Genomic DNA, 13,442 nt, shown 5'->3' on the forward strand with positions numbered 1-13,442 from the left:
GTTGGCTCCGCGACCTGGACTCGAACCAGGGACCCAATGATTAACAGTCATTTGCTCTACCGACTGAGCTATCGCGGAACTTCTAAGCTTCCAATCTCAACCTTTGCTCTTCAGCGTTAAGCTGCGCTGCATCAGCTGAGGTGCGCCATTTTACGGGTATTGATTCCTGTGTCAACACCCTTTAGCAAATTTTATTGCAAAAAATTCATGCACTTAAGATACGCCTCGTCTGGAAACGCAAAGGGCGCCTTAAGGCGCCCTTTAGCAGACTAAGCAAATACGATGTCGTCGCCCTCTACCCTCGCCTCTATCTTGCTGCCCGGGACAAACTGCCCAGACAGAATCTGTTGGGCAAGAGGGTTCTCGATCCAGCGCTGTATGGCACGCTTCAACGGACGCGCCCCATAGACAGGGTCGTAACCTACTGCAACCAGCTTGTTCATTGCCTCTGCCGAAAGCGCCAGATCCAGCTCACGCTCAGCCAGACGCTGACGCAGGCGGCTCAGTTGAATATCAGCGATACCGGCGATCTGATCACGACCGAGCGGTTCGAACACAACAACTTCGTCGATCCGGTTGATGAACTCCGGCCGGAAGTGGGCCGAGACCGCATCCATGACAGCAGCACGCTGAGCTTCCGGGTCGCCAACCAACTCCTGTATTTGCGCTGACCCCAGGTTCGAAGTCATGACAATAACCGCATTACGGAAGTCGACAGTACGCCCCTGGCTATCGGTCAGCCGACCATCGTCCAGCACTTGCAGCAGAATGTTGAAGACATCCGGATGCGCCTTTTCCACTTCGTCCAGCAGAACCACGGAGTATGGCTTACGCCGCACCGCCTCGGTGAGATAGCCACCTTCCTCATAGCCTACATATCCCGGAGGCGCACCAATCAGACGGGCAACGGAATGCTTCTCCATGAACTCAGACATGTCGATACGAATCATGGCGTCTTCTGTATCGAACAGGAACTCAGCCAACGCTTTGCAAAGCTCGGTCTTACCCACCCCGGTTGGGCCCAAGAACAGGAACGACCCGCTCGGCCGGTTCGGATCGGCCAATCCTGCACGCGAGCGTCTGACGGCGTTCGCTACCGCCGTCACCGCCTCATTCTGCCCAATGACACGCTGATGAAGCGCATCTTCCATGCGCAGCAGCTTGTCACGCTCGCCTTCGAGCATTTTGCTGACCGGAATGCCCGTCCACTTGGAGACCACTTCAGCAATTTCGTCCTCGGTCACCTTGTTGCGCAGCAGCTGATTGGCCGGCTTTTCATGCTGGTCCACCATCTGCAGGCTACGCTCAAGGTCAGGAATGACTCCGTATTGCAATTCTGCCATACGGTTGAGATCACCCTTGCGGCGCGCCAACTCAAGCTCCTGTTTGGCTTGTTCAATCTTCTGCTGCAGTTGTGCAGAGCCTTGAACCTCCGCTTTCTCCGCCTTCCAGACCTCTTCCAGATCGGCATACTCCTGCTCAAGCCGGGCGATGTCTTCACGGAGCTTGCCAAGGCGCTTCAGGGCACCTTCGTCACTTTCTTTCTTGAGCGCTTCCTGCTCAACCTTCAGCTGGATCAAACGACGCTCCAGGCGGTCGAGCGCTTCGGGCTTGGAGTCGATTTCCATCCGAATACGACTTGCGGCCTCGTCGATCAGGTCAATTGCTTTGTCGGGCAGTTGCCGATCCGTAATGTAGCGATGCGACAGCTTGGCGGCCGCAATGATGGCCCCATCAGTAATCGCGACCTTGTGGTGCACTTCATACCGCTCTTTCAAGCCGCGCAGGATCGCAATGGTATCCTCCTCGCTCGGCTCATCGACCAGGACTTTCTGGAAACGACGCTCCAAGGCGGCGTCCTTTTCAATGTACTGACGATACTCGTCAAGCGTGGTAGCGCCCACACAATGCAGCTCGCCGCGGGCCAATGCAGGCTTGAGCATGTTACCTGCGTCCATGGCGCCTTCCGCCTTACCGGCACCTACCATGGTATGGAGCTCATCGATAAAGAGGATGACACGCCCTTCCTGTTTGGAAAGCTCATTCAACACCCCCTTGAGGCGCTCCTCGAACTCTCCTCGGAATTTGGCACCAGCAATCAACGATCCCATGTCCAGGGCCAACAGGCGCTTATCCTTCAGGCCATCGGGCACTTCACCATTGACTATCCGCTGAGCCAGCCCTTCAACAATGGCTGTTTTACCAACCCCCGGCTCACCGATCAGCACCGGGTTATTCTTGGTACGGCGCTGCAGAACCTGGATAGTGCGGCGAATCTCGTCGTCACGACCGATCACAGGGTCAAGCTTGCCCTCCTCCGCGCGCTTGGTAAGGTCAACCGTAAACTTATCCAACGCCTGACGGGACTCCTCAGCATTAGGATCGTTGACAGCGTCACCGCCGCGCAGGTTGTTGACGGCATTTTCCAGAGCCTTACGGGAAACACCCTGCGCCAGCAGTATCCTGCCAAGCTTGGTGTTCTCGTCCATAGCAGACAGCAGCACCAGTTCGCTTGAAATGAATTGGTCTCCCTTCTGCTGAGCCAGCCGATCGGCCTGATTCAACAGACGCGCCAGATCCTGAGATAGGCTGACATCCCCGGTAGGGTTCTGAATCTTTGGAAGACTGTCCAGCTCCTTGGTCAGGGCCTGGCGGAGCATCTGAATATCAAAGCCGACCTGACGAAGCAGCGGCAGAATCGAACCGCCCTGCTGATCCAGCAAGGCAGAAAAAAGATGCACGGGCTCGATGGCCGGATGGTCATGCCCTACCGCGAGGGATTGGGCGTCGGCCAACGCAAGTTGCAATTTACTGGTTAAACGGTCAATTCGCATGACTATGTCCTTTATATGAGCGCGGGTCAGGGACGCACCATAAAAAGCGTCACAACGATTACCCGCCGAGATGCCTCTTACATAAGGACAATTCTGCTCGATTCAAGCGCTGGCCATTTGACTTGGATCAGTCGGATTACGCCTCATCCAGAGGTTGGGTCAGCCAGATCAGGCTGGCCAGGCGCCCTGTCTGCGAGGAGCGCCTAAAGGAATAAAATCGCGCAGTGTCGGTATACGTGCACCATCCGCCACCGTAGATAGCATCAATGCCGATGGATGCCAGCCGCAACCGCGCCAGCTGGTAAATATCCGCCATGAAGCGTCCGTCATTGACGCTGGGTTTGAAGACTGTTTTTGCCCGGGAATGCTCTGATACGAACGCCTCGCGCACTTCAGCTCCAACTTCAAAGGCGTCAGGGCCGATTGCAGGCCCAAACCACACCAGGATATCTCGTGGGCTCGACTCAAGCGACGCAGCCGTTGCTTCCAGCACACCACTAACCAGCCCTCGCCATCCAGCATGAGCAGCCGCGACACGCGTCCCTTGCCGATTACAAAAAAAGACAGGCAGGCAGTCTGCCGTCATGATCGTTGCAGCAATGCCAGGCGTCGACGTCCAGGAGGCATCAGCCTCAAGCACTTGGGCCGGATCAGCCTCAACAACAGAAATCCCATGCACCTGCTTTAGCCAGGCGGGTCGACACCCTAGCGAGTCGACCAACCGTTGCCGGTTTTCCGCCACGGCGGCCGGATCATCCTGCACATGATCGCCTAGATTAAGGCTCTGATAAGGTCCATGACTGACGCCCCCTGACCGAGTCGTAACGCAGCCTCTCACATTGGCAGGCGCAGGCCAGTCGGGAATCAGCCAGTCATTCATCCGGTAAACGCCTCACGATCCTGACGTAAAAGGCTAAGCAGCCAGACGATATCCTCAGGCAGAGGAGACTCCCAGCTCATACGCTCCCCCGTCACCGGATGATCGAGCTCCAGGAAGCGGGCATGCAGCGCCTGCCTAGGAAACTCTCGAAGCGTCTTGACCAGTGTTGGGTTGGTAGCAGGCGGAATTCGGAAACGCCCGCTGTATACCGGGTCCCCTACCAGCGGAAAGCCAATGTGGGTCATATGGACCCGTATCTGGTGGGTTCTGCCAGTCTCCAGCTTGACGCGCACATGCGTATAGGCCCGGAATCGATCCAGGACACGATAATGGCTGACCGCCGGCTTTCCTCCGGTAACCACAGCCATTTGCTGGCGCCGTTGGGAGTGACGGCCTATAGGCGCATCTACCGTACCGCCGGAAACCACCACGCCCGCTACAACCGCCTCATAAATACGACTGACGGAGCGTGCCTGAAGCTGAGCCACCAGATTGGTTTGCGCTTCTAGAGTCTTGGCGACAACCATCAGGCCGGTCGTATCCTTGTCCAGACGATGGACAATACCGGCACGGGGCACGTTTGCCAGCGACGGTACATGATGGAGTAACGCATTGAGGAGCGTACCATCGGCATGGCCTGCCGCAGGATGGACGACCAGCCCGGCAGGCTTGTCCAGCACGAGCAAATGATCGTCCTCATAGACGATATTGAGCTCGATATCCTGCGCCACCCAATCGCCCTGCGCTTCTCGCTCCGCGCGCAAGGACAGTACGGCGCCGCCATGCACCAGATCACGTGGACGCAGGACCGCGCCATCAACAGTTAGGCTGCCTTCCTTGATCCAGGACGACAGGCGAGAACGGGAATATTCAGAGAACAGCTGAGCCGCTACCTGGTCGAGACGCTGACCGCCGAGTTCTGTAGGCACTTCGGCGTTGAGTTGGATAATATCGGACATAGCAGCCAACAAAGGCGTGTAGCTTTTGGTTTCAGCCACACGCTGTGGTTAAATACGAAAACTTTTTGCCCTGGCATGATGTTCATGCCGGGTTGTTCATCATAACAGGACGGTTCCGGCTCCGTCAGCCGACCGTTTCAGGGAACGCAAAGCCGCCATGCAATTGAAGCACCTGCTGCTGATCGCCAGCCTCGCCCTCACCGCTGCCTGTTCCTCTAAAGCACCTGAAGTGGCAGAAAACCTGAGCGAAACCGAGCTCTACAAGCAAGCTCAGGAAGATTTGAACAACAACAACTACAACCAGGCTGTCAGCAAACTCAAGGCTCTTGAGTCCCGCTATCCGTTTGGCCGTTATGCAGATCAGTCTCAGCTTGAGCTTATCTACGCCAACTACAAGAACGGAGAGCCTGAAGCTGCCCGTACATCGGCAGACCGCTTCATTCGTCTACACCCGCAGCATCCAAATGTCGACTACGCCTACTACATGAAAGGTGTAGCATCCTTTGAACAGGACCGCAGTCTTCTGGCGCGCTTCCTGCCATTGGATATGACCAAGCGTGACCCGGGTGCTGCCCGTGACTCATTCAACGATTTTGCCCAGTTTACCAGCCGTTTTCCGAACAGCCGGTACGCACCCGACGCCAAGGCGCGCATGACCTATCTGCGCAACCTGCTGGCAGCGTATGAAGTCCATGTGGCCGATTACTACCTGCGCCGCAAGGCTTATGTCGCTGCGGCCAACCGTGGTCGTTATGTTGTCGAAAACTTCCAGGGCACCCCATCGGTAGGGGATGGCTTGGCAGTCATGACAGAGGCCTATCAGCACCTGGGGCTCAACGACCTGGCAGCCACCAGCCTGGAAACGCTGAAAATGAACTATCCGGACAACCCGAGCCTGGATAACGGGGAGTTCAAACCCAAGCAACGGAGCGAAGATGATCGTTCATGGCTGGCACGCGCAACCCTCGGTCTGGTTGATCGTCCCAGCGAGCCGCTCCCGCCAGGCGAGACACGAGCTGCTCAGGATGTACAGCGCCAATACGAAGATGCGAAGCGTGAAATTCCACAGGAGCTGCTTCCAGAGAATCAACCTGCAGCTGGAGAGTCCGAAAATCCTGATGCTCCGCGTCGCTCATGGTTCAGCCGTTTGACGTTTGGTCTTTTCGACTGATGCGAACCTGAACAAAAAAGGAGGCTTTAAGCCTCCTTTTTATTTACCCCTGAAGGTCCGTCAAAATAAGACACCTCATTCATAAGAAGATCATGATGAGGTATAACGCTCCAACGGCCATCACACGCTGCGATGGGGCTTCCTTTTGCAGTCTTCTAATGTGCCATAACACCTGAAACGGGTTTAGTAACGGTCGTACTACTATTTAGAGAGCACTATGGGTTTGTTTCGCCTGCTTTTCTGGCTAGCTCTGATTATCGCTGTTGTATGGCTGTGCCGCCGCCTGCTACAGGCGAAACCACAGAAGTCACAGAAAACACGCCTGGCCAAACCACAGCCAATGGTTCGCTGCGGTCACTGCGGGGTACACATTCCTCGCGATAAAGCCCTACCCCACGGGGAGCGCTGGTTCTGCTGCCAAGATCACTTACAAAAAAGCCTGAGCAGTGAGCGCTGATTTTTTTCATTACAACCTGCAGGACAGTCGTATCCTGAGGTTGTATCACTACTACCGGGTCATTGTCGGGCTGGTTTTTATCCTTCTGGTTTCCACCAATCTGGACGACAACCTTCTGAAGGTAACCGAGGGTAAAAACTTTGTGGTCGGCAGCTGGATTTACCTAGCGGGTAATATCCTGGCGATTTTTCTGCCACCACTGCGCAAGCAAAAACAGATCTTTGCCCTGGCTCTAGTGGATATCGGGCTGCTGACCTATCTCATGTACAGCGCTGGCGGTACACCGAGTGGTATTGGCAACCTCATCATCATTACCGTATCGATCGCCAACATTCTTCTCGTTGGGCGTATTGGAATTCTGCTGGCGGCCTTGGCTACCCTTGCCCTCATTTATGCCACCGCCTATAGAACGCTTAGCCTTCCCACAGAGGCCAATCAGTATGTTCAGGCGGGAGGCCTGGGCGCGCTGTGCTTTGCCGCCGCATTTCTGGTGCAAAGTCTCGTCAGCCGACTGTCCAAAAGCCAGACCCTGGCAGAAGAGCGGGCGCACGTCGTTGCCGATCTGGAAAATCTGAATGCGCTGATCCTGGATCGTATGCGCACCGGCATTCTGGTTCTGGACTCAAGAATGGCGCCTATCCTGGCCAATCCTGCCGCTCGAGAGCTGCTCGGTCATCCAGACCTGGATACCGGGGACCTGAATGATCAATGCCCAGAATTGATGGACCGGCTACAACAGTGGGAAAGGAATCGGACGCTTCGCCCTGCACCCATGCAGGCATTCAGCGAAGGCCCACTGATCCAGCCCAGCTTCGTCCCTATTCAGCGGAGCGGCAATCAGCATACTCTGATTTTTTTGGAAAACATTTCTCGTATTGCTCAGCAGGCACAGCAGCTGAAGCTTGCATCACTGGGACGCCTCACGGCGGGCATCGCCCATGAAATTCGCAATCCGCTGGGCGCCATAAGCCACGCGGCACAGCTTCTTCAGGAATCAGAAGTACTCGATCAGCATGATCTTCGCCTGGCCCAGATCATTCAGGATCACTCCCGACGCATGAACATCATCATCGAGAATGTCCTGCAACTGTCCAGACGCCGCCAGGCAGAGCCCCAGCTGCTGGACCTCAAATACTGGGTGCACCGCTTTGCGGGTGAATTCAGAACCACCCTACGTGAGCAACAGTTTGTCTATGTGCAAACGACATCAGGTACGATACAGACCCGCATGGACCCTAGCCAGCTGACTCAGGTGCTAACCAACCTCGTTCAAAATGGCCTACGCCATAGCAGCAAGCTGCACGGCAAGGGACAAGTGTGGCTGGATCTCTTCCGTGACCCCGACTCAGACCTTCCCATATTGGATGTCATTGATGATGGGCCAGGTGTACCTGAAGACCAGATCACCAACCTTTTCGAACCCTTCTTTACCACCGAAAGCAAAGGAACCGGGCTCGGCCTCTATATTTCCCGCGAATTATGCGAGAGTAACCAGGCCCGCCTCGACTACCGCCAGCAGGAACAAGGCGGCTGCTTCCGCATTACCTTTGCCCATCCGCGCAAGTTGAGCTGAACATGAATCGACAGAAAGTCCTGATCGTTGATGACGAACCCGATATCCGAGAGTTGTTAGAAATTACATTGGGTCGCATGAAGCTCGACACCTTTAGCGCAAAAAACGTGAAAGACGCAAAGGATCTGCTGGCTCGAGAATCCTTTGACTTGTGTCTGACCGACATGCGTCTTCCAGATGGCTCCGGTCTTGACCTCGTGCAATACATCCAGCAGAAATATCCAAACCTTCCCGTAGCCATGATTACCGCTTTTGGAAGTCTGGATACGGCCATCCAGGCATTGAAAGCCGGCGCCTTCGATTACCTGACCAAACCTGTTGATCTTCCTCGGCTCCGGGAGCTTGTAAGCACTGCCTTACGCCTGAGCAGCTCAGCGCCTGCCCCCATCAAGGTGGCAGATCACAGGCTGCTGGGTGACTCACCGCCCATGCGTACGCTACGGGCTCAGATCGGCAAACTCGCTCGCAGCCAGGCGCCCGTCTATATCAGCGGTGAGTCCGGCAGCGGTAAAGAGTTGGTCGCCCGACTGATTCACGAGCAAGGCCCTCGTGCGGATCGCCCCTTTATTCCGGTCAACTGTGGCGCCATTCCATCAGAGCTGATGGAAAGCGAGTTTTTTGGTCACAAAAAAGGCAGCTTTACGGGTGCCATTGAAGACAAGCAGGGCCTATTCCAGGCCGCCCAGGGCGGTACTTTATTTCTGGATGAGGTCGCCGATCTGCCGCTAGCCATGCAGGTAAAACTGCTTCGTGCCATTCAGGAAAAGGCTGTACGCCCCGTCGGCGGGCAGCAGGAAGTAGCGCTGGATGTACGGATACTAAGTGCCACACATAAAGATCTGGCCGCCGAAGTAGCCGCTGATCGCTTCCGGCAAGACTTATTTTATCGCCTCAACGTCATTGAGCTTCGCGTACCCCCGCTACGTGAACGACGCGAAGACATTGCGGAACTGTGCTCGACTATCCTGAAACGTCTCGCCAAGGAATCACAGCAGGATCTGGCCCAGCTGACAGATGATGCTCTCGCCAAACTCAAGAGCTATCGCTTTCCGGGTAATGTTCGCGAGTTGGAGAACATGCTTGAGCGAGCCTATACCCTTTGTGAAGACAACCTGATCAAACCAAGCGATTTGCGCCTTGCAGATACCCCTCAGTCGTCCAGCGCTGGCGAAACCAGTCTGGCCAATATCAGTAACCTTGAGGATTACCTGGAAGAGATCGAGCGAAAGCTGATCATGCAAGCGCTTGAAGAGACGCGCTGGAACCGTACAGCCGCCGCTGAACGGCTCGGACTTTCCTTCCGCTCGATGCGGTATCGCCTGAAAAAGCTGGGCATCGATTGATTACACGTGGCTGATCTCCAGCCGTGAGTCCGGCAGATAAGGTGCCGGATCGATGATAGGCGCCTCCCCTGTGATCAGATTGGTCAGCAGCTGGCAGGAGGCAGGCGCCAAAACCAAACCGTTACGATAATGACCGCAGTTGAGCCACAAGCCAGGCCGCGCGGATACTGGGCCAATATAGGGAATGCCTTCAGGCGATCCTGGTCGTAGCCCAGCCCAATGACCAACCATTGGGCTGTCTTCCAGTGCAGGCAACAGCTCGATGGCTGAACGCAAAAGACTTTCGTGCGCTGCCTGGGTAGGCTTCTTGTCAAAGCCTGCATGCTCCAATGTACTACCTACCAGAATATGTCCATCTCGCCGCGGGATGGCATAGCGCCCTTTCGCCAGCACCATACTGGGCAGAAAATCATCTGCGCATTTGAATAGCATCATCTGGCCCTTAACCGGCTCGACAGGCAAGCTGATGCCAACGCTTTCCAATAACGAACCGCTCCATGCTCCCGCTGAAACCACAACATGCTTAGCCTGGACGGCAATGCCATCCACATAGACACCGGTGACAGCGTCCGCTTCCTGAAGAAATGCCTGCACTTCGCTTCCAGTCTTTATGGTTACGTTGGGCATAGCAGCCAGAGCGGCTTGAAGGGACTTAACCAGCCGCGGGTTTCTGACATTAGCCACATCCGCCATATAAATAGCCTTCTTGAAGCCCTCCCCTAATACCGGAACGTGGGAATAGACCTCTTGAATAGGTATCGAGGCCAGAGGCCGTTGCCTTTCTCTAGCCCACGAAAGCGCCTCAGCTTCATCATCAAGATCCAGCCAATATAGCCCTGTTACATGGACTTCAGGATCTACACCTGTCCTTTCAAAAAGCTGAGCACCAAGTTCCGGGTAGAAGTCTTGAGACCAATGCGCCAACGCGGTGACGGGAGCGCTATAGCGCCAGGGATAAAGCGGAGAAACGATACCGCCGCCGGCCCAGGAGGCCTCTTGACCAAGCTCTGCTCTTTCCAGAAGTAAGACGCTTTGCCCTGCCAAGGCGAGCTGCAAAGTCGAAAGCAGGCCAATAACACCCCCACCAATGATCGCCACGTCAAAAACCACGTCACACCTCAATAACCGCTCAATTGACAAGTAATGCATACAGGAGCAAAAAGCCATCACGCCAGGATGGCTAAATTGACTTAACGTACATGGACGCCGTTAATGAAAGTCTATCAACAAGGCTTCAGCCTTATCGAACTACTTACAACTATCGTTGTTCTTAGCGTTACCATTGGCATCGCAATACCCTCCTTTAGCGCGCTTACAGACCGAATAACACAGTACGAAGCTACTAACCGATTAGCTCAGACGCTTTACCGCGCCCGCTTTCAGGCTATAACGCAAAATAGAAGCACAACTGTCTGTCACGAAAGCCAGGGTAGTTGCAGTAGCTCTTTCATCTGGCAAGGAGCGATGCTGATTTACCAGACTGCAAACCAACACGAGCAGACTGATGAAATACTTAATATTGTATCAAGCGAAAACATACCGACTGGCTACAGTTGGCACTGGTCCGGTTTTCGCGCACGCCCCTTCCTGACCTTCAAGCCTAACGGCGCTACTGATTATCAAAATGGCACCTTTACTCTCTGTCGAAACAGCGAAGCCCTAAAACAGGTGGTGATTAATAAAGCAGGTAGAGTACGGATACAGTCTGCTCCGACTGGTAGCCGATGCTAGAGGAAATGGCTTGGTGACCACACAGATAAAACAATTGACCAGACGTCACCTGTGTTTTTGAGCAACCTGATCTGCAAAGGCATCATGCCGATTATTTCTCTGCAAGGAATCAAGGATGCGTTCCGTACGCGGCTTTACGCTAATCGAGCTCATGGTGACTGTAGCAGTCCTTGCGATTGTACTTACTATTGCGGTGCCATCATTCAGCAACTTAATTCAAAGCTCCCGCACGAACGCCCTCGTTAATGAACTCAACGGCACGCTTCAGATTGCTCGTTCTGAAGCACTAAAACGGCGCAAGAATGTGATTGTCTGCCGTCGTAATGAAGCAGGTACTGCCTGTGATAACGGGACAGACTGGTCTAATGGCTGGTTGATTCGCCAAGTAGGCGGCGATGTGATTCGCGTTTGGGATGCTCAATCATTAAATGTCGAGGCCGATCCTGCCACTGGATTTACTTTTTTGCCTAATGGAGCAGCTACTGCCGGAGGCAAACTAGTTATTAGCCCGACAAATTGCAAAAAAAATGACGAAAAACCAACGGTGTCTGTTACCTCTACAGGCAGCACAGGCATAGCGTGTAAATCCCAATGAAAAACACTTGCCAAAGAGGCGCTACACTTATTGAAGTCCTAGTTACTGTTTTTATTCTTGCAGTAGGGCTTTTAGGCCTTGCAGGTTTGCAATCAACTAGCATTAAGAGCAACCAAGGCGCTTATTACAGATCACAAGCGACACTCTTAGCTGGGGATATGGCAGATCGCATGCGAGCTAACCGCACAGCGGCCTTAGCAGGAAGTTACAATATAAGTTCTTTTCCCTCTTCCTCCACAACAAACAATACTGCCAACGCAGTACGCGCTGAGAAAGATAAGGCAGAGTGGCTGAACTCACTTGCAAGCCTGCTTCCTGACGGGACAGGAAAAATAGAATACAGCAACAAAATCTTTGTCATCTCCATAAAATGGAACGACAACCGTGCCAGGATTAGAAGCTCTTCAGCCCAAGACACAGATCAAGACTTTATATTCACCTACCGGACCCAGCTATGAAAGTTTTTTTTCAGACCAAGCAAAGTGGTCTGTCTTTAGTCGAGCTAATGGTGGCAATGGTATTAGGCCTTCTCCTAATTGGCGGCGTTCTACAAATATTCTTGTCAAGTAAAAAAACCTATATTACAAACCTTGCCCTTTCTAAAGTACAAGAGTCCGGCCGATTTGCAATGGATTTTTTGACTTTTGACACTCGCAATGCGTCTTACCGAGGCGAGTGCGTTGGAAGTTTAAATAATCTACCCTCACCACTTAATAATGATGAAAGATATATTTTAATATCTGGCATTAAAGGCTGGGATAATAGTGAAGCCGACTCTGCACTGCCTAGCTGGTTTCCAGCCTCAAAAAGGTTACCTGGAACAGATATGGTTTTGCTTAAACATGCTGCTAACTCTGCAGGCGTCACATTAGCATCCGCACCAACTAATGATACGATTACGACAACCACAGCTACAAAACTAGCTTTTGGCACACTTCTAGTTATAGCTGAGCCAGTTGGATGTGACATCTTTCAAAACCAGAAAACTGCAACATCACTATCTGTAAGCTCTTCAAACGAATTTCGATACGCTTATAGTCAAAAAGCAGATCTACTTAAATATCAAAGCTCAATCTACTACATTAACAATGGCAGTAATAATACTCCATCTTTATGGCGAGTTCGTTATGACAACCCTTCAGACATAGTTACCGAAGAAATTGTAGAGGGCATACAAAACATGCAAATAAAATACGCCCAAGGTGACAGCGAAGGAAATATTACTGGAGATTATCTAGACGCCAATAATATTACCGATTGGTCAAGTGTGGTTTCTGTAAAAATAACCCTACTAGCCACTAGCAATGACAGTAATGTTGTTTCACCAAATCAAGTAATAAGATTTAACGGGCAAGACATCACTATTAACAATGGCCGTTTAGCTCAGGTTTTTTCTACCACTGTAGGAATACGGAATCGTCTGCCATGAGAACAGAAATTTTTCCTACTAGAGAGAAAGGTGCTGTTCTTCTCGTCGCTCTTATCGTACTCCTGCTAATGACCATTATTGGTATAAGCAGCATGCGCGTCACGTCATTACAAGAGCGGATGGCTGGAAACATGCGCGATCAAAATCTAGCTTTCCAAGGCGCAGAAACGGCTATGCGCCAAGCCGAAGCATTTGTTTTAAGTAAAGAAGTCAGCTTTTGGCAGAATACCTCTACAGAAAGAAGCTGGCAAAACGTCGATAATCTTACTGGCGTAAGCAAGCCACGGTTCCGAATCACACCCATCCCTGGTGTAACTATTATAAAGCCTGGCGATAGCCTTGAAGCTGGCAAGGCAATTGAAGTTGCTCTAGTAAGAGTAGAAGCAGAAGGTTACGGCGCCGCAGTCGATACTAACGACTCTACGGCAAGCTCAAATGTATTACTCCAATCAACTTTTATCAGGCGCTAA

General features: G+C 52.9%; 13 protein-coding genes and 1 tRNA gene. 9 read left to right on the forward strand and 5 right to left on the reverse strand.

What is annotated here, in order from left to right; all coding sequences use genetic code 11:
* Positions 1-2 precede the first annotated feature (2 nt).
* The 4 genes from QWJ10_RS02190 to rluD all read right to left on the reverse strand — a co-directional run bounded on the left by QWJ10_RS02190 (position 3) and on the right by rluD (position 4,673).
* Positions 3-78: transfer RNA gene (locus QWJ10_RS02190), tRNA-Asn, on the reverse strand.
* A 191-nt stretch (positions 79-269) separates the two neighbouring features.
* Positions 270-2,834, reverse strand: coding sequence for an ATP-dependent chaperone ClpB (gene clpB, locus QWJ10_RS02195; protein WP_289924061.1), 2,565 nt, complete (start codon positions 2,832-2,834; stop codon positions 270-272).
* A gap of 136 nt (positions 2,835-2,970) precedes the next feature.
* Positions 2,971-3,714, reverse strand: coding sequence for a peptidoglycan editing factor PgeF (gene pgeF, locus QWJ10_RS02200; RefSeq protein WP_289924063.1), 744 nt, complete (start codon positions 3,712-3,714; stop codon positions 2,971-2,973).
* Positions 3,711-4,673: a 23S rRNA pseudouridine(1911/1915/1917) synthase RluD gene (rluD, locus tag QWJ10_RS02205; protein WP_026004137.1), complete on the reverse strand. Its 963-nt coding sequence runs from the start codon at positions 4,671-4,673 to the stop codon at positions 3,711-3,713. Before rluD ends, pgeF begins: the two co-directional genes overlap by 4 nt.
* Before the next feature lie 157 nt (positions 4,674-4,830).
* On the opposite strand from rluD, the gene QWJ10_RS02210 reads away from it, so the two are divergent.
* The 4 genes from QWJ10_RS02210 (at position 4,831) to QWJ10_RS02225 (ending at position 9,217) form a co-directional block, all read left to right on the forward strand.
* A complete protein-coding gene (locus tag QWJ10_RS02210; RefSeq protein WP_019367127.1) occupies positions 4,831-5,844 on the forward strand; it encodes an outer membrane protein assembly factor BamD in 1,014 nt (337 codons plus the stop codon).
* Between the two features lie 217 nt (positions 5,845-6,061).
* Positions 6,062-6,301 carry a PP0621 family protein gene (locus QWJ10_RS02215; RefSeq protein WP_019367126.1) on the forward strand — a complete coding sequence of 80 codons (240 nt, stop codon included), beginning with the start codon at positions 6,062-6,064 and terminating at the stop codon, positions 6,299-6,301.
* Positions 6,291-7,874, forward strand: coding sequence for an ATP-binding protein (locus QWJ10_RS02220; protein WP_289924069.1), 1,584 nt, complete (start codon positions 6,291-6,293; stop codon positions 7,872-7,874). The genes QWJ10_RS02215 and QWJ10_RS02220 overlap by 11 nt, the downstream gene beginning before the upstream one ends.
* 2 nt (positions 7,875-7,876) lie before the next feature.
* Positions 7,877-9,217, forward strand: coding sequence for a sigma-54 dependent transcriptional regulator (locus QWJ10_RS02225; protein ID WP_019367124.1), 1,341 nt, complete (start codon positions 7,877-7,879; stop codon positions 9,215-9,217).
* Here the strand turns inward: QWJ10_RS02225 and thiO are convergent, their stop codons facing one another.
* Positions 9,218-10,327, reverse strand: coding sequence for a glycine oxidase ThiO (thiO, locus tag QWJ10_RS02230; RefSeq protein WP_289924073.1), 1,110 nt, complete (start codon positions 10,325-10,327; stop codon positions 9,218-9,220).
* A 102-nt stretch (positions 10,328-10,429) separates the two neighbouring features.
* Between thiO and QWJ10_RS02235 the strand changes: the two genes are divergently transcribed.
* The 5 genes from QWJ10_RS02235 to QWJ10_RS02255 all read left to right on the forward strand — a co-directional run bounded on the left by QWJ10_RS02235 (position 10,430) and on the right by QWJ10_RS02255 (position 13,442).
* The gene (locus QWJ10_RS02235; RefSeq protein WP_289924075.1) at positions 10,430-10,948 is read left to right on the forward strand and encodes a GspH/FimT family pseudopilin; all 519 of its coding nucleotides are present in this window, start codon (positions 10,430-10,432) and stop codon (positions 10,946-10,948) included.
* A gap of 115 nt (positions 10,949-11,063) precedes the next feature.
* Positions 11,064-11,543 (forward strand): GspH/FimT family pseudopilin, encoded by a 480-nt coding sequence (locus QWJ10_RS02240; RefSeq protein ID WP_288659134.1) that lies wholly within the window; start codon positions 11,064-11,066, stop codon positions 11,541-11,543.
* Positions 11,540-12,001 (forward strand): type IV pilus modification protein PilV, encoded by a 462-nt coding sequence (gene pilV / locus QWJ10_RS02245; RefSeq protein WP_289924079.1) that lies wholly within the window; start codon positions 11,540-11,542, stop codon positions 11,999-12,001. Before QWJ10_RS02240 ends, pilV begins: the two co-directional genes overlap by 4 nt.
* A complete protein-coding gene (locus tag QWJ10_RS02250) occupies positions 11,998-12,972 on the forward strand; it encodes a PilW family protein (protein WP_289924080.1) in 975 nt (324 codons plus the stop codon). Before pilV ends, QWJ10_RS02250 begins: the two co-directional genes overlap by 4 nt.
* Entirely contained in the window at positions 12,969-13,442 is a 474-nt protein-coding gene (locus tag QWJ10_RS02255) for a PilX N-terminal domain-containing pilus assembly protein (protein ID WP_289924082.1), read from the forward strand. The genes QWJ10_RS02250 and QWJ10_RS02255 overlap by 4 nt, the downstream gene beginning before the upstream one ends.

The organism is Pseudomonas sp. WAC2, assembly GCF_030403525.1.
Classification (GTDB): domain Bacteria; phylum Pseudomonadota; class Gammaproteobacteria; order Pseudomonadales; family Pseudomonadaceae; genus Chryseomonas; species Chryseomonas luteola.